The following is a 19,732-nucleotide window of genomic DNA, read 5'->3' on the forward strand; positions in this document are numbered from 1 at the left end:
CGGAGGGCTTATGCGCCGGTGGGAGCCACTACGGCGCACAACCGGCCGCCCCGGAAAACCACCCGTTCCGGTGAGGCCGGTTGTGTTCGCGGAGGCCGGAACTCCGGCCTCCGGTGTGGTGAAAGGGAATTACTTCTCGACCTCGGTGGCGAGGTTCTGGAGGAGATCGTCGTAGATCCGGCCGAGGCCCTTGGGCGCGAAGGTCCGCTCGAAGAACCCGCCGATGCCGCCCGCGCCGTCCCAGACCGTGGTCACGACGGCCTTGGACTTTCCCTCACCGGCCGGGGTGACGGTCCAGGTGGTGACCATGGAGGAGTTGCGGTCCTTCTCGACGAGCTGCCCGTCGGTCGGCTCGCTGACCTCCAGCAGGCAGTCGCGGACCCGCTTGCTGGTCGCCTGGAGCTTCCAGTGGACGAGGGTGCCCTCGCCGTCGCCGCCCTCCCGGACCTCGTACTCACTGAAGTGCCCGGTCAGCACCTTGCCGCGGACCTCCTTGTAGTCGGCCAGCGCGTCGAACACCGCCTCTGCGTCCGCCGCGATGATCCGCTCCGTCGTGGCCTCGACCTGCGCCATGGCTGTTCCTCCAGCACTCGGTTGTTCGGTGGGTGAGCTGAGCCAACCACCTCGGGCACAGCCGCTCAAAATCGGGCCGGCCGGGATCGGGGACGGCGGTCCGCGAGGACACAGAGCGCGTCGCCCTCCGGGCCGGTGAGGACGACCCGGCTCGCGTCGCCCCGGCCGACGCCGGTTCGGCGTCCGGCGTCCGGCGAACGCCGGGACTGAAGCCGCCCGCACGATCAAGGGAACACGTGTTCTATTCTTCGGACAGTGCTACCGAGGAGGCGTCCATGCGCTGGGACAATCTGGTCGAGAAGAACTCGACGGCCGGGAACAGCGCGCTCTTCGCCGCGGATGCGGTGACCACGCGCACGTTCGACACCCCCGAGTTCCGGGGGATCACCTTCCACGAGATCCGGGCCCGGTCGATCCTGAACCGGGTGCCCGGGGCCTCGCGGATGCCGTTCGAATGGACGGTGAACCCGTACCGGGGCTGTACGCACGCCTGTGTGTACTGCTTCGCCCGCAAGACCCACAGCTATCTGGACCTCGACACCGGCATCGGCTTCGACTCCCAGATCGTCGTCAAGGTCAACGCCGCCGAGCTGCTCCAGCGGGAGCTGGCCTCCCGGCACTGGCGGGGCGAGCACATCGCGATGGGCACCAACGTCGACTGCTACCAGCGGGCCGAGGGCCGCTATCGCCTGATGCCCGGGATCATCGGGGCGCTGCGCGACCGGGCGAACCCGTTCTCGATCCTGACCAAGGGCACGCTGATCCTGCGGGACCTGGAGCTGCTGCGGCAGGCCGCCGAGGTCGCCGAGATCGGCGTCTCGGTCTCCGTGGGCTTCACCGACCGGGAGCTGTGGCGGACGGTCGAGCCGGGCACGCCCTCCCCCGAACGCCGGCTGGACGTGGTGCGCACGCTGACGGACGCGGGGATCGGCTGCTCGGTCCTGATGGCCCCGGTCATCCCGTTCCTCGGCGACCGCCCGGAGCAGCTGCGCGCCACCGTCGCCGCCATCGCGGACGCGGGGGCGGCCTCGGTGACCCCGCTGGTGCTGCATCTGCGCCCCGGCGCACGCGAGTGGTATCTGCACTGGCTGGAGCAGCACCATCCGCATCTGGTGGAGCGCTACGAGCGGATGTACGCGGACGGGGCGTACGCCCCCACCTGGTACCAGCGCCGGATCACGCGTCAGGTGCACGAGCTGGCGGACGAGTTCGGGATCGGCCCGGCGCACCGGGGCGAGGCCCGGCGGATCGGCCCGGCTCCGGCGCCGGCCGCCGCACCGGAGCCGGGGCCCACCCAGCTGACCCTGCTGTGAGGTCCGCGGCGGAGTCCGGGAGACCGCGCGCAGGGCCGATGGCGTGACCGCACGGGTCGACTTCGCGCGGAACAGACCCTTCCGCAGGGGAATTCGGAGAGCATACGGCGGGGACCGGTGATCCGGCGCCGCGTCCCGCCACTCCGGGAGGCCCCATGACGAAACGTGCAGGAATTCTGGTCGCCGTCGGTGCGACCGTCGCCGGTCTGCTGACCGCCGCGCCCGCGCCGGCCGCCGCTACCGCGGCGAGCACGCCGCCCGCTCCGCGGCTGAAGTGGACCGACTGTGCGACCGAGCGCTATCCGACGCTCCAGTGCGCGAAGGTCCGCGCCCCGCTGGACCACCGCCGCCCGTCGGGCCGTCAGGTCACGCTCGCGCTGTCCCGCGTCCCGCACACCGCGAAGACCTACCAGGGCCCGCTGCTGGTCAATCCGGGCGGACCGGGAGGCAGCGGCCTGTCGATGGCCGGGTTCGTGGCGTCCTCGCTGCCCGAGAAGGTCGCAGCGCAGTACGACGTGATCGGTTTCGACCCGCGTGGGGTCGGCAGGAGCACCCCGGCCCTGAACTGCCTGCCCGGACACTTCGATCCGGTGCGCCCGGACTCGGTGCCGGACTCCTACCGCTCGGAGCGGATCGACCGCGACCGGGCGGAGACCTTCGCCCGTGCCTGCGGGGAGAAGCACGGCGACGTACTGCCGTACATGGACACGGTCAGCGCCGCCAAGGACCTCGACGTGATCCGCCGGGCGCTGGGCTCCCGGCAGATCAACTACTTCGGCTACTCCTACGGCACCTACCTGGGCGCGGTCTACGCCAAGCTGTACCCGGAGCGCGTGCGCCGCCTGGTCCTGGACTCGGTCGTCGACCCGGACGACGTCTGGTACGAGGGCAACCTCGGCCAGGACTACGCGTTCGACGACCGCCACAAGGCCTTCGCCGCCTGGATCGCGAAGAACGACGCCGCGTACGGCCTGGGCACCGACCCGGCAGCCGTCGAGGCCGCCTGGTACCGGATGCGGGCCGACGTGGCACGGGAGCCCGCGGGCGGTACGGTCGGCGCGAGCGAGCTGGAGGACACCTTCCTGCCCGGCGGCTACTACAACGGCTACTGGCCCTACCTCGCCGAGGCGTTCGCCGCGTATGTGAAGAACCGGGACGCCGGGGCGCTGGTCGAGGTGTACGAGAACTTCGGCGCGGTCGACGCGAGCGGCGACAACGGCTACTCGGTCTACGCCGCCGTCCAGTGCCGCGACGCCGGCTGGCCCGAGCACTGGAGCACCTGGCGCAACGACAGCCGCCGGATCCACAAGAAGGCGCCGTTCATGACCTGGAACAACACCTGGTACAACGCGCCGTGCGCGAACTGGCCGGTGGCGCCGCTGCGCCCGGTCCGGGTGAACAACCGTCAGCTGCCCCCGGCGCTCATCCTCCAGGCCACGGACGACGCGGCGACCCCGTACGGCGGCGCGGTCAGCATGCACCGCAAGCTCAAGGGCTCCAGCCTCGTCGTGGAGGAGGGCGGCGGCAACCACGGCATCACGCTGAGCGGCAACGACTGCCTGGACGAGCATCTGACGGCCTATCTGACCGATGGGACGGTCCCGCGCGGCCGGGGCGAGGCGGACGCGGTCTGCGCCGCCCTCCCGAACCCGAAGCCGCTGCCCGCCGAGAAGGCGGCGGCCCAGTCGGTGGACAACAGCAAGGGCAGCCGTCTGCACGGTCTGCTCGGCTTCCGCCGCTGAGGCGGACGGGCCCGCCCCCGGCCGGGCGGCCGGGGGCGGGCCCACCGGAAAACAGGGCGCGCCTCATGGGGCGCACGCGAGGATGGACCGCCATGAGGCACTCCACCACTTCCCCGCAGCCGCCCGGCGTCACCGTCCGCGACCTGCGGATCGAGGACTGCGAGGCGGTCGCCACGATCCGGGTGCGCGGCTGGCAGCACGCGTACCGGGGCATGATTCCGGGGCCGTACCTGGACGCGATGGACATCGGCCGCGAGACCGAGCGGCGACGCGCGCAGTTCGCCGATCGCGGCGAGGCCGTCCATGTGGTGGCCGAACGTCCGGACGGGGCGCTGACCGGCTGGGCCTGCACCGGCCCGTACCGCGCCGACGGCCACCGCCTCGCCCGCTGCGAGCTGTACGCGATCTATGTGCTGCCCGAGCACATCGGGACCGGCACCGGCCGCGCCCTGCCGGCCGAGCTGACGGCCCGCGCCGCCACGGCCGGTTTTCCCGACATGGCGCTGTGGGTGCTCCGGGAGAACGCGGCGGCGCGCAGGTTCTACGAGCGGGCCGGATTCCGGCCGGACGGGGCGCAGGAGGACTTCGAGGCCGGCGGGGTCATGGTGCCCGAGGTGCGCTACGTCCGCCCGCTCACTCCCCCGGCAGCCGGCTGAGCGCCGCCGCCGCGGCGGGGCCGAGGCGAGGGTGCGGGAGGGCCGCCGTGAGGACCGGGCGGGCCTGTTCGTCGGCGAGGCGGCCGAGGCCCTCGACGCAGGCCAGGGCGACGCGCCAGTGGGGTTCGCCGGGGGCCAGCAGGCGTTGGAGGGTGGTGACCAGGGCCGGGACCGATTCGGGGGCCCGCAGGTCGGTCAGCAGGCGCACCGGGTGCAGGGCGTAGGCGGTGCGCAGGGCGTTGGTGGCGAGGGCGGCGGCCGCCCGCGGAGTGCGGGGGTCGTTCAGGCGGGCCAGGGCGTGGGCGGCGGAGACGCAGCGCTCGGGGTCGCGGTGGTTGAGCAGGAGCACCAGCGCCTCGAAGGCCCGCCGGTCGCCCGCGCAGCCGAGCCGGAAGGCGGCCAGCTCGCGGGCCCACAGAGGGCGGTGCGGTTCGACGAGGACCCGGGCCAGCTCCTCCGGGTCGTCGGCGGCGACGAGCCGGGCGTACTGCGGCGACCCGGCCGCCTCGGGTTCCAGCCGGTCCATGAGTGAACGGAACTCCTCATCCATGACGCTCAGCGTATCGGCGGACACGCTCCGTGCGGGTCGGCGCCGGGGGGTCCGTGTGGTCCAGGGCACAAGGATCCAGGGGTGGCGCGCTCGTTACTGGCCAGTTACTCTCATCTGAGCGGGACACACTCCCCGCAGGCTCCGGTGGCCTGGTGACGCAGCCATCCGGAGTGCTTGTCGGTTCGGCTTTTCCGTGCGACGCGACTCCGGGACAGAGTCCGTCACCCCTCACGGCCGGGCGCGCCCTTCGCGCGCCGGCCCCGTGCTCCACGACACGCAGCTTCCGTACGCCACGCGCCGCTCCCTCATCGCCGCGCGTTCCGTGCTCCCACAGTCGTCACTCACCCTGGAGTCCCGTGATGGACACCCCTCTCTCCACCATCGCCGTCGTCGGCCTCGGCACCATGGGCACCGGCATCGCCGAGGTCCTGGCCCTGGCGGGCCGCGAGGTCATCGGCATCGACATCAGCGAGGCGGCCGCCCTGGGCGCCGTCGCCTCCCTCGAAGCGTCCACCGCTCGGGCCGTGAGCCGTGGACGGATCACCGAGCGGGAGCGGACCGACGCCCTGGCCCGGTTCCGTACGTCCGACGACCTGCGCACCGCCGCCGGGGCCGAGCTGGTCATCGAGGTGGCGCCCGAGACGTACGAGATCAAGCAGCGGGTGTTCCGGGAGCTCGACGCGATCGTCTCCCCCACCGCGATCCTGGCCACCGGCACCAACGCCCTGTCCGTGACCCGGCTGGCCGCCGAGTCCCAGCACCCCGAGCGCGTCCTCGGCCTGCACTTCTTCAATCCGGCGCCCGCGATGAAGCTGGTCGAGGTGGTCTCCTCGGTGCTGACCGCGCCGCCCGCCGTCGAGGCCGTCACCAGGCTGGCCCGGGAGCTGGGCAAGGAGCCCGTCGCGGTCGGCGACCGGCCCGGGTTCGTCGCGGACGGGCTGCTGTTCGGCTATCTCAACCAGGCCGCCGCGATGTACGAGGCGAACTACGCCTCCCGCGAGGACATCGACGCGGCGATGAAGCTGGGCTGCGGGCTGCCGATGGGGCCCCTCGCCCTGCTGGACCTGATCGGGATCGACACCGCCCGCACCGTCCTGGAGGCCATGTACACCGCGTCCCACGACCGGCTGCACGCCCCGGCCCCCGTTCTCGGGCAGCTCAGCAGTGCGGGCCTGACCGGCCGCAAGGCCGGGCGCGGCTTCTACACCTATGACGCCCCGGGCGGCCAGGACGTGGTGCCCGACGCGCTGACCCCGGCCGCCGACGCCGTCTCCTCGGCCGGGCGCGATGTGGCGTCCGTCGGGGTCGCGGGCTCCGGCACGATGGCCTCCGGGATCGCGGAGGTCTTCGCGAAGGCCGGATACGGCGTGGTGCTGGCGGCCAGGTCCCAGGAGAAGGCCGACATCGCCAAGGGCCGGATCGCGAAGTCGCTGGAGCGCTCGGTGACCAAGGGGCGGCTCACCGCCGAGGCCCGGGACGAGACGCTGGCCCGGATCACGGCGGCCGGTTCGCTGGAGGCGTTCGCCGAGGTCGACCTCGCCGTCGAGGCGGTCGCCGAGGACCTGGAGGTCAAGCAGCAGCTGTTCGCCGCGCTGGACAAGGTCTGCCGGCCGGGCGCGGTGCTCGCCACCACCACCTCCTCGCTGCCGGTCGTCGCCATCGCCCGCGCGACCGCGCGCCCCGAGGACGTGATCGGGATGCACTTCTTCAACCCGGCGCCCGCGATGAAGCTGGTCGAGGTCGTCCGCACGGTCCTGACCGCCGACGATGTGCACGCCACGGTCCGCGCGGTGTGCGCGAAGATCCGCAAGCACCCGGTGGACTGCGGGGACCGGGCCGGGTTCATCGTGAACGCGCTGCTGTTCCCGTACCTCAACAACGCGATCAAGATGGTCGAGGAGCACTACGCCTCGCTGGACGACATCGACGCGGCGATGAAGCTGGGCGGCGGCTACCCGATGGGTCCGTTCGAACTGCTCGACGTGGTCGGCCTGGATGTCTCGCTGGCCATCGAGAAGGTGCTGCACAAGGAGTTCCGCGACCCCGGCCTGGCGCCCGCGCCGCTGCTGGAGCACCTGGTCGCCGCGGGCTGCCTCGGCCGCAAGACGGGGCGCGGCTTCCGCGAATATGCCCGTCGCTGACCCGGGAGCCGGGTGGGGCGGGCTGCTGGGACCCTCCGGCGGCCCGCCCCCGCAGGCGCGCTCTCCTGCACCGATGCGTTACGTTCATGCCATGTCCCAGCCCGCCAAGTCACCCCGTGCCACCACCGCGACCGACGCCCCGGAGACCGCCGCGGGGACGCGCGCGGCCGCCCAGCGGCTCAAGATGCGCCGCGAACTGGCCGCCGCCGCGATGGAGCTCTTCGCCACGAAGGGCTACGAGGCGACCACGGTCGACGAGATCGCGGGTGCCGCGGGCGTCGCCCGGCGGACCTTCTTCCGGCACTTCCGCTCCAAGGAAGAGGCCATCTTCCCGGACCACGACGACACCCTCGTCAGGGCCGAGGCCGTCCTCAACGCCGCCCCCGCGCACGAGCACCCGCTCGACACCGTCTGCCGCGGCATCAAGGAAGTCATGAAGATGTACGCGGCCAAGCCCGCCGTCTCCGTGGCCCGTTACAAGCTGACCCGTGAGGTGCCGACGCTCCGGGAGGCCGAGATCGCGTCGGTGGCCCGCTACGAGCGGCTGTTCACCCGCTATCTCCTGGGCCACTTCGACGAGCGCGACCACCATGTGGGCAACGACGACCCGCTGCTCGCGGAGGTCGCCGCGTCCGCCGTGGTCACCGCGCACAACCATGTGCTGCGCCGCTGGCTGCGGGCGGGCGGCCAGGGCGATGTGGAGTCCCAGCTCGACCGCGCCTTCGCCATCGTGCGCGACACCTTCGGCACGGGCATCGGCGCCGGCCGGACCGCGGGGGCCGAGCCCGAGCGCGCCCCGGCCGCGACCGTGGCCGCGGACGGCGAGGTGCTCGTCGCGGTGGCGCGTACCGACGCCCCGCTGGACGAGGTCATGCGGACGATCCAGCAGGCGCTCAAGGGCCGCTGAGGGTCTCTGCGGGCCGGGGCGTAAACCCGTTCGCGGCGGTCCCGGGCCCGTGGTGTGGTTCGCCCATGCGAACCGACGAAGTACGTGACCTGTACGACCGCACGATGCGCGAGCACGCCCGCCCCGACGGCCCCGGGGCCGAGGTCGAGCGCGCCGGGCCCCTGGTGCGCCAGGTCGGCGGCCCAGACGACTGGAACGGGATCGTCTGGTCGGACCCGGGCCTGGACGCCTCGGGGGCCGACGCGGCGATCAGGGCCCAGATCGGGCACTACACCGCGCTCGGCCACGAGGAGTTCGAGTGGAAGCTCTACTCCCATGACCGGCCCGCCGACCTGGGGCAACGGCTGCGGGCGGCCGGATTCGTACCGGATCCGCCGGAAACCCTGCTGGTCGCCCCGGTCGGGGCACTGGCTTCCCGGCCCGGGACCGGGCTCCCCGAGGGCGTCGTCCTGCGCCCGGTGGCCGACGCCGCCGGGGTCGAGCTGATGGCCCTGGCGCACGAGCGGGCGTTCGGCACGGACGCGGGCCGGCTGCGCCACCAGGTGCTGACGCGGCTGGAGCGGGCTCCGGACGACTTCGTGGCACTCGTGGCGATGGCCGGCGGGGAACCGGTCAGCTCGGCCCGCATGGAGCTGTATCCCGGTACCGGCTTCGCGGGGCTCTGGGGCGGCGGAACGGTCGCCGCATGGCGCGGCAGGGGTCTGTACCGGGCCCTGGTCGCGCACCGGGCCGCCGTGGCCGCCGAGCGCGGCTACCGCTACCTCCAGGTCGACGCGACGGGCATGTCGGCCCCGATCCTGACCCGGCTCGGCTTCACGGCACTCGGCACGACGACGCCGTATGTGTACCGCGCGCCTCAGTAGGCGCCTGCCAGCAGGACAGACCGTCCCGTAACACCCATCGTGTTGCTCATGCGTGCCCACAGGATGACAAGTGAGAGAAATTGTTGGCACTGGGTGCCTTGTCAGGTGTCACAGAGTGCCATACGTTGAAGGTGTCCGGGCGGCCGGCGTGCTGAGACCTCATACGTACGCCGGCTGTCCCCGCAACCACCGTGCTGCGCGCCCGGACGCCTGCGTCACAGGCACCCTTCTGCTCCACCGGGCAAAGCCGAGCTCCACCCGCCGAACCGACGGCACACACCTCCACACCGCACCCCCCTGCCAGCAGGGCCCCTCAAGCGTTCCCTCGACGCCGCATCACCGGAGGCAACACCGTGAAGGAAATCCTGGACGCGATCCAATCGCAGGACAGCACGGCCGCGGACTTCGCGGCCCTGTCCCTCCCCGAGTCCTACCGCGCGATCACCGTGCACAAGGACGAGGCGGAGATGTTCGCGGGGCTCGAAACCCGGGACAAGGACCCCCGCAAGTCGATCCACCTGGACGACGTCCCGGTGCCCGAACTCGGCCCCGGCGAGGCCCTCGTCGCCGTGATGGCCAGTTCGGTGAACTACAACTCCGTCTGGACCTCGATCTTCGAGCCGGTGTCGACGTTCAGCTTCCTGGAGCGCTACGGGAAGCTCAGCGAGCTGACCAAGCGCCACGACCTGCCGTACCACGTCATCGGCTCCGACCTGGCGGGCGTCGTGCTGCGCACCGGCCCCGGCGTGAACGCCTGGAACCCGGGCGACGAGGTCGTCGCGCACTGCCTGTCGGTCGAGCTGGAGTCCTCCGACGGCCACAACGACACGATGCTCGACCCCGAGCAGCGGATCTGGGGCTTCGAGACCAACTTCGGCGGCCTGGCGGAGATCGCGCTCGTCAAGTCCAACCAGCTGATGCCCAAGCCCGACCATCTCAGCTGGGAGGAGGCGGCAGCGCCCGGTCTGGTCAACTCCACCGCGTACCGCCAGCTCGTCTCGCGCAACGGCGCGGGCATGAAGCAGGGCGACAACGTGCTGATCTGGGGCGCCAGCGGCGGACTCGGCTCCTACGCCACCCAGTTCGCGCTGGCCGGCGGCGCCAACCCGATCTGTGTCGTCTCCAGCCCGGAGAAGGCCGACATCTGCCGCGCCATGGGCGCGGACGCGGTCATCGACCGCAATGCCGAGGGCTACAGGTTCTGGAAGGACGAGCACACCCAGGACCCCAAGGAGTGGAAGCGGCTCGGCAAGCGCATCCGCGAGCTGACCGGCGGCGAGGACGTCGACATCGTCTTCGAGCACCCCGGCCGCGAGACCTTCGGCGCGAGCGTCTACGTCACCCGCAAGGGCGGCACGATCGTCACCTGCGCCTCGACCTCGGGCTACAACCACGAGTACGACAACCGCTACCTGTGGATGTCCCTCAAGAAGATCGTCGGCTCCCACTTCGCCAACTACCGCGAGGCGTGGGAGGCCAACCGGCTCATCGCCAAGGGCAAGATCCACCCGACGCTCTCCAAGGTCTACTCCCTTCAGGACACCGGCCAGGCCGCCTACGACGTCCACCGCAACCTGCATCAGGGCAAGGTCGGCGTCCTGGCGCTGGCACCGCGCGAGGGTCTCGGCGTGCGCAACGAGGAAATGCGCGAACAGCACATCGACGCCATCAACCGCTTCCGCAACGTCTGAGGTTCTCCGATGAACGAACGTCAGAAGGACCGGCCCTGGCTCATGCGGACGTACGCCGGTCACTCGACCGCCGAAGCGTCCAACGAGCTCTACCGCCGCAACCTCGCCAAGGGCCAGACGGGTCTCTCGGTCGCCTTCGATCTGCCGACGCAGACCGGATACGACCCGGACCACATTCTCGCCCGCGGCGAGGTGGGCCGTGTCGGTGTTCCCGTCTCACACCTCGGTGACATGCGGCGGCTGTTCCAGGACATCCCCCTGGAGCAGATGAACACCTCGATGACGATCAACGCGACCGCCATGTGGCTGCTGGCGCTCTACCAGGTGGTCGCGGAGGAGCAGGGGGCCGACCCCGACAAGCTCCAGGGGACCACCCAGAACGACATCGTGAAGGAGTACCTCTCACGCGGGACGCATGTCTTCCCGCCGGTGCCCTCGCTGCGGCTGACCACGGACATGATCACGTACACGGTCAACCGCATCCCCAAGTGGAACCCGATCAACATCTGCAGCTACCACCTCCAGGAGGCGGGGGCCACCCCGGTCCAGGAGATCGCGTACGCCATGTCGACCGCCATCGCGGTGCTCGACGCGGTCCGCGACTCGGGCCAGGTGCCCGAGGAGAAGTTCGGTGACGTGGTCGCCCGGATCTCGTTCTTCGTGAACGCGGGCGTCCGCTTCATCGAGGAGATGTGCAAGATGCGCGCCTTCGGTCGCATCTGGGACCAGGTCACGCGCGAGCGCTACGGCATCGAGAACCCCAAGCAGCGCCGCTTCCGCTACGGCGTCCAGGTCAACTCCCTCGGGCTGACCGAGGCGCAGCCGGAGAACAACGTCCAGCGCATCGTCCTGGAGATGCTGGCCGTCACCCTCTCCAAGGACGCCCGCGCCCGCGCCGTACAGCTGCCGGCCTGGAACGAGGCGCTGGGCCTGCCCCGGCCCTGGGACCAGCAGTGGTCGCTGCGGATCCAGCAGGTGCTGGCGCACGAGAGCGATCTGCTGGAGTACGAGGACATCTTCGCCGGTTCGCATGTCATCGAGGCCAAGGTGGACTCGCTGGTCGAGGAGTCGCTGGCGGAGATCGACCGGATCCAGCAGATGGGCGGCGCGATGGCGGCCGTCGAGTCCGGCTATCTCAAGTCCGAGCTGGTCTCCTCGCACGCGGCGCGGCGGGCCCGGATCGAGGGCGGTGCGGAGAAGATCGTCGGCGTCAACATCTACGAGACGACGGAGCCCAACCCGCTCACCGCCGACCTCGACGGCGCGATCATGACCGTCGACCCCGAGAACGAGGCCCGGGTCGTCGCCGCCCTGCACGAGTGGCGGGACAACCGCGACGAGACGCGCGCCTCCGAGGCGCTGGCCGCGCTGAAGAAGGCCGCCGCGGGCACCGAGAACATGATGGAGGCCACCGTCGAGTGCGCCCGCGCGGGCGTCACCACCGGCGAGTGGTCCTGGGCGCTGCGGGACGTCTTCGGCGAGTTCCGCGCGCCTACCGGGGTCTCCTCGGCCCCGGTCGCGGTCACCGCCGAGCCGGGCAGCACCCTCGCCCTGGTCCGCGAGAAGGTCACCCGTACCGCCGCGGACCTGGGCGTGGGGCGGCTGCGCCTGCTGGTCGGCAAGCCGGGCCTGGACGGGCACTCCAACGGCGCCGAGCAGATCGCCGTACGGGCCAGGGACGCCGGCTTCGAGGTGGTCTACCAGGGCATCCGGCTCACCCCGGAGCAGATCACCGACGCGGCGCTCGCCGAGGACGTGCACTGCGTGGGGCTCTCCATCCTCTCCGGCTCGCACGCGGAGCTGGTGCCCGACGTGCTGCACCGGCTGCGCGAGGCCGGGGCCCCGGACATTCCGGTGATCGCGGGCGGGATCATCCCGCCGGCCGACGCCGCCGCGCTCATCGAAGCCGGTGTGGCCGCCGTCTTCACCCCGAAGGACTTCGGCATCACCGAGATCATCGGCCGTATCGTCGACGAGATCCGGAAAGCGAACAAGCTCGACCCTCTGGAGGTCCCCGCATGACCACGCCCACCCCCTCCGTCAACCGGCTGCGCCCCCGGCGCTCGTGTCTGGCCGTGCCGGGCTCGAACCCGCGCTTCCTGGAGAAGGCCCAGGGCCTCCCGGCCGACCAGGTCTTCCTGGACCTGGAGGACGCCTGCGCGCCGCTCGCCAAGGAGGGCGCCCGCCACACGATCGTGGACGCGCTGAACAACGGTGACTGGAGCGGCAAGACCCGGGTCGTGCGGGTCAACGACTGGACGACGCACTGGACGTACCGGGACGTCATCACGGTCGTCGAGGGCGCGGGCCCCAACCTCGACTGCATCATGCTGCCGAAGGTCCAGGACGCGCAGCAGGTGGTGGCGCTGGATCTGCTGCTGACCCAGATCGAGAAGACGATGGGCTTCGAGGTCGGGAAGATCGGCATCGAGGCGCAGATCGAGAACGCCAAGGGCCTGGTGAACATCGACGACATCGCCGCCGCCTCGCCCCGCCTGGAGACGCTGATCTTCGGCCCGGCGGACTTCATGGCGTCGATCAACATGAAGACCCTGGTCGTCGGCCAGCAGCCGCCCGGCTACCCGGCGGACGCCTACCACTACATCCTGATGCGCATCCTGATGGCGGCCCGTACGCACGACCTCCAGGCGATCGACGGCCCGTTCCTCCAGATCCGTGACGTGGACGCCTACCGCGAGGTGGCCGGCCGCGCCGCCGCCCTCGGCTTCGACGGCAAGTGGGTGCTGCACCCGGGTCAGGTCGACGCGGCCAACGAGGTGTTCTCCCCCTCGCAGGAGGACTACGACCACGCCGAGCTGATCCTCGACGCGTACGACTGGTGCACCTCCGAGGAGGGCGGCAAGAAGGGCTCCGCGATGCTCGGCGACGAGATGATCGACGAGGCCAGCCGCAAGATGGCGCTGGTGATCGCGGGCAAGGGCCGGGCCGCCGGAATGCGGCGCACCTCCAAGTTCGAAGCCCCGGAGGCCTGATCATGCAGTTCGGACGCACCTTTGAGGAGTTCGAGGTCGGTGCCGTGTACAAGCACTGGCCCGGAAAGACGGTCACGGAGTACGACGACCACCTCTTCTGCCTGCTGACCATGAATCACCACCCGCTGCACATGGACAGCAACTACGCGGAGAGCACGACCGACTTCGGGAAGAACGTCGTCGTCGGCAACTACATCTATTCGCTGCTGCTCGGCATGTCGGTGCCGGACGTCTCCGGGAAGGCCATCGCCAATCTGGAGGTCGAATCGCTGAAGCACATCGCGCCGACCTTCCACGGCGACACCATCTACGGCGAGACGACCGTGCTGGACAAGACCCCGTCGAAGTCCAAGAACGACCGCGGCATCGTGTACGTCGAGACCAAGGGCTACAAGCAGGACGGCACCGTGGTCTGCGTGTTCCGCCGCAAGGTGATGGTCCCCACCGAGACGTACATCAAGGAGCGGGGCGGCGAGCAGCCGGGCCGCCCGACGCCCGCCAAGTAACCGGCCACGGACAAGCAGTCGGCCAACCAGCCGCGCGCAGCCTCAAAAGCCATCCGCGTGAAGCCACAGGAGAAGCAGCCATGACGCGACTCGCCCAGACCGCCGGTCTGAACGACATCCAGCGGGAAATCCTCGCCACGGTCCGGGATTTCGTCGACAAGGAGATCATTCCGGTCGCGACCCAGCTGGAGCACCGCGACGAGTACCCCACGGAAATCGTCGAGGGGCTCAAGGAACTCGGTCTGTTCGGGCTGATGATCCCCGAGGAGTACGGGGGTCTGGGTGAGTCGCTGCTCACCTACGCGCTGTGCGTGGAGGAGATCGCGCGCGGCTGGATGAGCGTGTCGGGCATCATCAACACGCATTTCATCGTGGCCTACATGCTCAAGCAGCACGGCACCCAGGAGCAGAAGGACACGTTCCTGCCGCGGATGGCGCTCGGCGAGGTGCGGGGCGCGTTCTCGATGTCCGAGCCGGCGCTCGGCTCGGACGTCTCGGCGATCTCGTCGAAGGGCGTGAAGGACGGCGAGGAGTACGTTCTCAACGGCCAGAAGATGTGGCTGACGAACGGCGGAACGTCGACTCTGGTGGCCGTTCTCTGCCGAAGTGACGAAGGCCACCCCGAGGGAACCGCGCCGCACAAGTCGATGACGACCTTCCTCATCGAGAAGGAGCCCGGTTTCGGAGAGGTCCGGCCCGGCCTGACCATCCCCGGGAAGATCGACAAGATGGGCTACAAGGGCGTCGACACGACCGAGCTCATCATGGACGACCTGCGCATTCCGGCCAATCGCGTCCTCGGGGGCACGACGGGCCGAGGTTTCTACCAAATGATGGACGGCGTCGAGGTCGGCCGGGTGAATGTCGCCGCACGTGGCTGCGGTGTCGCACAGCGTGCATTCGAGCTGGGCGTTTCCTACGCGCAGCAGCGCCACACCTTCGGCAAACCGATCGCCCAGCACCAGGCGATCCAGTTCAAACTGGCCGAAATGGCCACCAAGGTCGAAGCCGCTCATGCGATGATGGTGAATGCGGCACGCAAAAAGGACTCCGGGGAACGAAACGACCTGGAGGCAGGGATGGCGAAGTACCTCGCCTCCGAGTACTGCAAGGAAGTCGTCGAGGACGCCTTCCGCATCCACGGCGGTTACGGCTTCTCCAAGGAGTACGAGATCGAGCGCCTCTACCGTGAGGCGCCGATGCTGCTGATCGGTGAAGGTACCGCCGAGATCCAGAAAATGATCATTGGCCGGCGCCTCTTGGAGGAGTACCGATTCCAGGGCTGATTGTCCCTTTCGAGGTGATTTGGTGGCGAAGAACATCACACCGAGTCATCCTCGGCGGGTGCCTTTCCGCCGTCCGACTCGGCTGCTGGCTTGCCCAGTTGCGCCCGGCAACCGATAGCATCGCCGGAAAGCCGCCGTCCCCCGTTGCCAGCGCGGCATCATCCGCTACGAAGGTCATCCATGCCCGACAGCCCTATCTCTGCACCCCGCGGCGGGGTCCGCATCGCCCGCGGAGCATCGCCGTGGCTCCTGCCGACCGTCGCCACCGCAGCCCTCAGCCTGGCCCGCGCCCGCAAGTCGGGGCGCTGGGCGGCCGTGGCTGTGCCCACCACCGCGCTCGCGGCGGGCATGCTGTGGTTCTTCCGTGACCCCGAGCGCGAGATCACTGACGGCCGGGTCATCTCCCCGGCCGACGGTGTGGTGCAGAGCATCATGCCGTGGAAGGACGGGCGCACCCGCGTCGCGATCTTCATGAGCCCGCTCAACGTCCACGTCAACCGCGCGCCCCTGGCGGGCACCGTGACGTCGGTCGAGCACATCCCGGGCGGGTTCGTTCCGGCGTTCAACAAGGAGAGCGAGAACAACGAGCGCGTTGTCTGGCACTTCGACACCGAGCTCGGCGACATCGAGATGGTGCAGATCGCGGGAGCGGTCGCCCGTCGGATCGTGCCGTACCTCCCCGAGGGCACCAAGGTGGAGCAGGGCGAGCGCATCGGCCTGATCCGCTTCGGCTCACGCGTGGACATCTACCTCCCGGAGGGTGTCGATGTCGCGGTCGAGGTCGGTCAGGCCACCACCGCGGGGGTGACTCGAATTGACCGTGATTGATCCTGATACCAAGGCCGGCTGGGTACCGGAGGCCGACGAGGCGAGCGACGCCGACGGCGCGGAGGACATGCCGCTGTCGATGCGGCTGTCGATAGCGGACACACTCACGCTCGGTAACGCGACGTGCGGGTTCATGGCGGTGTACTTCACCACCACGGGCATTCTGATCCCGCACCTCACGGGCAGCGACGAGACGGGCATGGCCCGGCACTCGGCCGCCACCGCGGTGATCCTCATGCTGATGGCCGCGATCTTCGACCTGTTCGACGGCCTCGTGGCGCGCAAGCTGCGCTCCTCGCCGATGGGCGCCGAGCTGGACAACCTCTCGGACCTGATCAGCTTCGGGCTCGCGCCGGCCTACTTCGTACTGGTGTACGGGATGGTCGCCGACGACGCCTACCAGCGGGTGTCGGCGCTGGCGGCGATCGTCGTGTTGCTGGCGGTAGTGCTCAGGCTGGCCAGATTCTCCTGCGTGACACTGAAGGACGGCATGTTCCAGGGCATGCCGAGCCCCTTCGGAGCGCTGACGGTCGTCTCGATCGTGCTCCTGGAGCTGCCCTTCGTCCCGACGCTGCTCGCGATCGTCGGCGTGGCCTGGCTGATGGTGAGCCGGGTGGAGTACCCCAAGCCGCGGGGCATCCTCGCGGTGGCGATGCTCGGCTGGATCGTGGCCGCGATGGGGCTGCTCGCCGCATGGGCGTTCGACGCGCCCGGCGGTCAGCTGCTGCTCCAGACGGGCTGCGCGCTCCAGGTGGTGCTCGGCGCGGTGATCCCGCTGTTCGCCACGGCGCGACGGGTGAACACGTTCCGTGACAACCGGCGCGAGGCGCGGGCGGCACAGCTGCCGTAGCGGCGGACAGACCCTCGGGGCCCGGATGCTCCCCGGCATCCGGGCCCTCGTGCGTTCCCGTCACGTCCAGAGGGCGGCTCGATGTCGCGTACCACCGCGCGCCGCGCCGCGCACGCCGGGGCCGGCGCCGATGGTGCCGACGCCGGCCGGGGAGTGGGGCGAAGGTCAGTAGCTGGTGGTGACGGTGGCTCCGCCGAACGTGGTCGCGGCGTGGACGCTGATGAAGTGGGCGCCGCTGCGCGGGTTGTCGATCGTCAGGGTGTGGGAGTTGCCGGGGCCGGTGTCCCGGTTGGTGTGGGCACCGATGGTGGCCCAGTTGGAGTGGTTGTAGTAGAGGTCGGCGTCGCCGGTGCCGCCGCTGACGGTGATCTTCAGCTGGGTGGTGCCGGCCGGGATGTACAGGTAGTGGTAGGCGTAGTTGCCGGTGGTGGCGGAGAGGTTGCTGCGGCGGCAGTTCTTGCCCAGGACGCGGGTGTCGGGGTCGGTGCACTCGCCGACGGTGGGGCCGCTCACGGCGACGGTCCGGGTGGTGGTGGCCGTGGCGCCCTTGTCGTCGGTCACGGTCAGCCGGACGGTGTAGCCGCCCGCGGCGCTGTACGTCTTGGTCGGGCTGGTCCGCGTCGAGGTGGTGCCGTCTCCGAAGTCCCAGGAGCGGGAGGCGATGGTGCCGTCGGCGTCGGTGGAGCGGTCGGTGAGGGTGACCGTCAGGTCCTTGACCGCGGCGGTGAACTCGGCGGTGGGGGCCTGGTTGCCCGGCTGGCCGCCGCCGTCGCACTCGCCGGCCGCACAGGCCGCCAGCCAGGTCTTCCAGTCGCTGTCGTAGCGGGTGCCGATGGTGCTGGTGAGGTAGGTGCGGGCGGCGTCCCACTCCCCCGCGCGGTAGTGGCCGAGCACCTTGTCCATGTCGGCGGGGTGCTTCTCCAGCATGTAGCGCACGGCGAGGTAGCCCCAGCGGTACACCCGGGTGGTGCCGTGGCTGTAGTCGGTGCTGAACAGGGTGCTCAGGGCGTAGGTGCCCTTGCCTGCCTCGGTGATCGCCGCGGTGTAGGGCTCCTCGCGGTAGTGGTAGGAGATGTACTCCGCGAAGCCCTCCACCCACCAGATGGTGGGGGTGGTCATGCCGGCGGCGAAGTCGCCGTACATGGTGAAGCGGCCGTCGAGGTAGTGGGTGTACTCGTGGTTGAGGTTCCAGATGTGGAAGTCCGGCCGCAGCCACTCGGCCTCGTAGGCGATGAAGCGGGGCTGATTGCCCACGACGGAGGGGTCGCCCTCCAGGTACATGCCGCCGTTGTTGGTGTCGATCCCGTACATCGCCCCGGCGTACGTCTGGTAGTCGGTGCTGGAGTCGTAGGCGATCACCTCGACGGTGGTGTTGTTGTCGTCGGCGACCGGGCCGTTGTCCCGTGCGATCCGGTGGAAGTAGGCGTCCTGCTGGATGAGGCTGGTGCAGCTGGCGTTCAGCTCGGCGGACGTCATCTGCTGGGCGAGGATGCGGATGCTGGGGCTACAGGTGTGGCGGACCGGCAGGACCTCGCGCTTGAGGCGCTCCTGGAGGTCGCAGACACCGTAGACGGAGCAGTTCGCCCTGTCGAAGTAGTCGGCCATCTCCGCTATGCCCACCCAGAGCTGGGCGGTAGGGCCGGTGATGGAGGTCTCCTGGAGGAGGGCGGCGGCCAGCGGGCGGACCTTGCTCCGCAGGCTCGCGTGCTGGAGGAAGCGGCCCAGCTCGCGTCCGGCGTTGGAGGTCAGATACGCGTGGTCGCCCTCGAGCAGGGCGATGTGGTCGGCGGCGAAGCGGTACAGCGAGTCGATGAGGCTCGGGTCCGCCTCGACGGCGCGGACGAAATCGGGCGTCTGGTGGCCCCGGAAGGTGACCGTGTACACGTTGTTGACCGCGGCGAGCATGCGCGGGGACGCGTTCCAGGAGGAGTCGTAGTCCGCCAGCATCCGTTTGACGACGTGAAGATAGCGGGCGTTCTCCTGGGCGCTGTCGATCAGGATGACCGCCTCGGAGAGCGTCTCGCCGTTGGCGTCGGTGACGTCGCGTGAGCGAGGGCTCGCGAAGAAGCTGTCGAGGCCCGAGCGGATGGCGGTCGTCAGGGCGCTGCCGTACGGTCCGACGACGTCCGGGTTGTACCACTGCACGTAGTAGCCGGCCCGGAGGTAGAGCACGAGCTGCGGGGTGCCGGTGCTCGCGTCACCCGGGTAGTAGGGGGAGTTGTCGCGCAGCGCGCGGGCCACCGAGATCATCTGGGCTTCGCGGAAAGCCAGTTGGGCGTTGCTGCCGGTCAGGCCGAACAGGGTGTTGACGCAGCCGGTGGTGGACTCCTTGATCTGCCGAACCAGTTCGCTTCCGGTGCGGCCGGTGAAGTCGGCCGGATCGCACGCGGCGGCCGTCTTCGCGGAGGACTTCTTGCCCGCGTCCTGCTTCCGCGGGGCGTCGTGGTGGCCGTAGGCCTCCTTGAGGGGGGACTTGTCGGCGCTCAGCGGGGGGAGCTGGGACACCTTCAGCCGTTCCTTGAGCTGGTGACCGGTGTCCGATGCGGGGGACTGCTGCGCCTGCGGCGCGGGGTCGGCCGACCCCGCGGGGCGGGACGGTTGCGACGCGCTCGATGCCATGGCGGCCGAAGGTGAGTTCGGCTGCGCCTGGGCCGGCTGCGCGAGCAGCGCGATGCCCATCGCCCCGGCAAGAGCCAGGGGCAGAACGGCACCCACACCTCGGCGGACGAGTGTGGTTCTCACGTTGTTTCCTCCCATGAGGGATCGGGGCACGCGCATGCGTGACCGATGGGATGTACAGGGCGCGGGCCAGAGGTGTTGTCGTGCCGCGCTG

General features: G+C 70.2%; 16 protein-coding genes. 13 read left to right on the forward strand and 3 right to left on the reverse strand.

Features of this window, described 5'->3' with window-relative positions:
- Positions 1 to 129 precede the first annotated feature (129 nt).
- A complete protein-coding gene (locus ACGF2Y_RS27200; RefSeq protein ID WP_392952517.1) occupies positions 130 to 573 on the reverse strand; it encodes an SRPBCC family protein in 444 nt (147 codons plus the stop codon).
- A 275-nt stretch (positions 574 to 848) separates the two neighbouring features.
- On the opposite strand from ACGF2Y_RS27200, the gene ACGF2Y_RS27205 reads away from it, so the two are divergent.
- The 3 genes from ACGF2Y_RS27205 (at position 849) to ACGF2Y_RS27215 (ending at position 4,284) form a co-directional block, all read left to right on the forward strand.
- Positions 849 to 1,886 (forward strand): Rv2578c family radical SAM protein, encoded by a 1,038-nt coding sequence (locus ACGF2Y_RS27205; protein WP_392952520.1) that lies wholly within the window; start codon positions 849 to 851, stop codon positions 1,884 to 1,886.
- A 155-nt stretch (positions 1,887 to 2,041) separates the two neighbouring features.
- A complete protein-coding gene (locus ACGF2Y_RS27210; RefSeq protein ID WP_392952523.1) occupies positions 2,042 to 3,628 on the forward strand; it encodes an alpha/beta hydrolase in 1,587 nt (528 codons plus the stop codon).
- A 92-nt stretch (positions 3,629 to 3,720) separates the two neighbouring features.
- Positions 3,721 to 4,284 (forward strand): GNAT family N-acetyltransferase, encoded by a 564-nt coding sequence (locus ACGF2Y_RS27215; RefSeq protein ID WP_392952526.1) that lies wholly within the window; start codon positions 3,721 to 3,723, stop codon positions 4,282 to 4,284.
- Here ACGF2Y_RS27215 and ACGF2Y_RS27220 read toward each other — a convergent pair.
- Complete coding sequence (locus ACGF2Y_RS27220) at positions 4,262 to 4,834, reverse strand: adenylosuccinate lyase (protein WP_392952528.1); 573 nt, start codon at positions 4,832 to 4,834, stop codon at positions 4,262 to 4,264. The two genes, ACGF2Y_RS27215 and ACGF2Y_RS27220, sit on opposite strands and share 23 nt — an antisense overlap.
- Positions 4,835 to 5,193: 359 nt before the next feature.
- On the opposite strand from ACGF2Y_RS27220, the gene ACGF2Y_RS27225 reads away from it, so the two are divergent.
- From ACGF2Y_RS27225 to pssA, 10 genes are all read left to right on the forward strand, one after another.
- Complete coding sequence (locus ACGF2Y_RS27225; protein ID WP_392952531.1) at positions 5,194 to 6,975, forward strand: 3-hydroxyacyl-CoA dehydrogenase family protein; 1,782 nt, start codon at positions 5,194 to 5,196, stop codon at positions 6,973 to 6,975.
- Between the two features lie 91 nt (positions 6,976 to 7,066).
- Positions 7,067 to 7,882 carry a TetR family transcriptional regulator gene (locus ACGF2Y_RS27230; protein WP_392952534.1) on the forward strand — a complete coding sequence of 272 codons (816 nt, stop codon included), beginning with the start codon at positions 7,067 to 7,069 and terminating at the stop codon, positions 7,880 to 7,882.
- 65 nt (positions 7,883 to 7,947) lie between these two features.
- Positions 7,948 to 8,745: a GNAT family N-acetyltransferase gene (locus ACGF2Y_RS27235; RefSeq protein ID WP_392952536.1), complete on the forward strand. Its 798-nt coding sequence runs from the start codon at positions 7,948 to 7,950 to the stop codon at positions 8,743 to 8,745.
- Between the two features lie 353 nt (positions 8,746 to 9,098).
- Positions 9,099 to 10,436 carry a crotonyl-CoA carboxylase/reductase gene (gene ccrA, locus ACGF2Y_RS27240; RefSeq protein ID WP_392952540.1) on the forward strand — a complete coding sequence of 446 codons (1,338 nt, stop codon included), beginning with the start codon at positions 9,099 to 9,101 and terminating at the stop codon, positions 10,434 to 10,436.
- Positions 10,437 to 10,445: 9 nt separating this feature from the next.
- Positions 10,446 to 12,458, forward strand: coding sequence for a protein meaA (locus ACGF2Y_RS27245; RefSeq protein ID WP_392952543.1), 2,013 nt, complete (start codon positions 10,446 to 10,448; stop codon positions 12,456 to 12,458).
- Complete coding sequence (locus tag ACGF2Y_RS27250) at positions 12,455 to 13,429, forward strand: HpcH/HpaI aldolase/citrate lyase family protein (protein WP_392952545.1); 975 nt, start codon at positions 12,455 to 12,457, stop codon at positions 13,427 to 13,429. Before ACGF2Y_RS27245 ends, ACGF2Y_RS27250 begins: the two co-directional genes overlap by 4 nt.
- 2 nt (positions 13,430 to 13,431) lie before the next feature.
- Positions 13,432 to 13,935 (forward strand): MaoC family dehydratase, encoded by a 504-nt coding sequence (locus ACGF2Y_RS27255; protein ID WP_007450804.1) that lies wholly within the window; start codon positions 13,432 to 13,434, stop codon positions 13,933 to 13,935.
- Between the two features lie 80 nt (positions 13,936 to 14,015).
- On the forward strand, positions 14,016 to 15,221 hold the full coding sequence (locus ACGF2Y_RS27260; RefSeq protein ID WP_392952549.1) for an acyl-CoA dehydrogenase family protein: 1,206 nt from the start codon (positions 14,016 to 14,018) through the stop codon (positions 15,219 to 15,221).
- A gap of 180 nt (positions 15,222 to 15,401) precedes the next feature.
- A complete protein-coding gene (locus ACGF2Y_RS27265) occupies positions 15,402 to 16,049 on the forward strand; it encodes a phosphatidylserine decarboxylase (RefSeq protein WP_392952552.1) in 648 nt (215 codons plus the stop codon).
- Positions 16,036 to 16,899: a CDP-diacylglycerol--serine O-phosphatidyltransferase gene (gene pssA, locus ACGF2Y_RS27270; protein ID WP_392952555.1), complete on the forward strand. Its 864-nt coding sequence runs from the start codon at positions 16,036 to 16,038 to the stop codon at positions 16,897 to 16,899. Before ACGF2Y_RS27265 ends, pssA begins: the two co-directional genes overlap by 14 nt.
- Before the next feature lie 165 nt (positions 16,900 to 17,064).
- On the opposite strand, the gene ACGF2Y_RS27275 is transcribed toward pssA, so the two are convergent.
- Complete coding sequence (locus ACGF2Y_RS27275; RefSeq protein WP_392952558.1) at positions 17,065 to 19,641, reverse strand: collagenase; 2,577 nt, start codon at positions 19,639 to 19,641, stop codon at positions 17,065 to 17,067.
- Positions 19,642 to 19,732: the final 91 nt, after the last annotated feature.

The organism is Streptomyces sp. NPDC048142 (assembly GCF_043202835.1).
GTDB lineage: Bacteria > Actinomycetota > Actinomycetes > Streptomycetales > Streptomycetaceae > Streptomyces.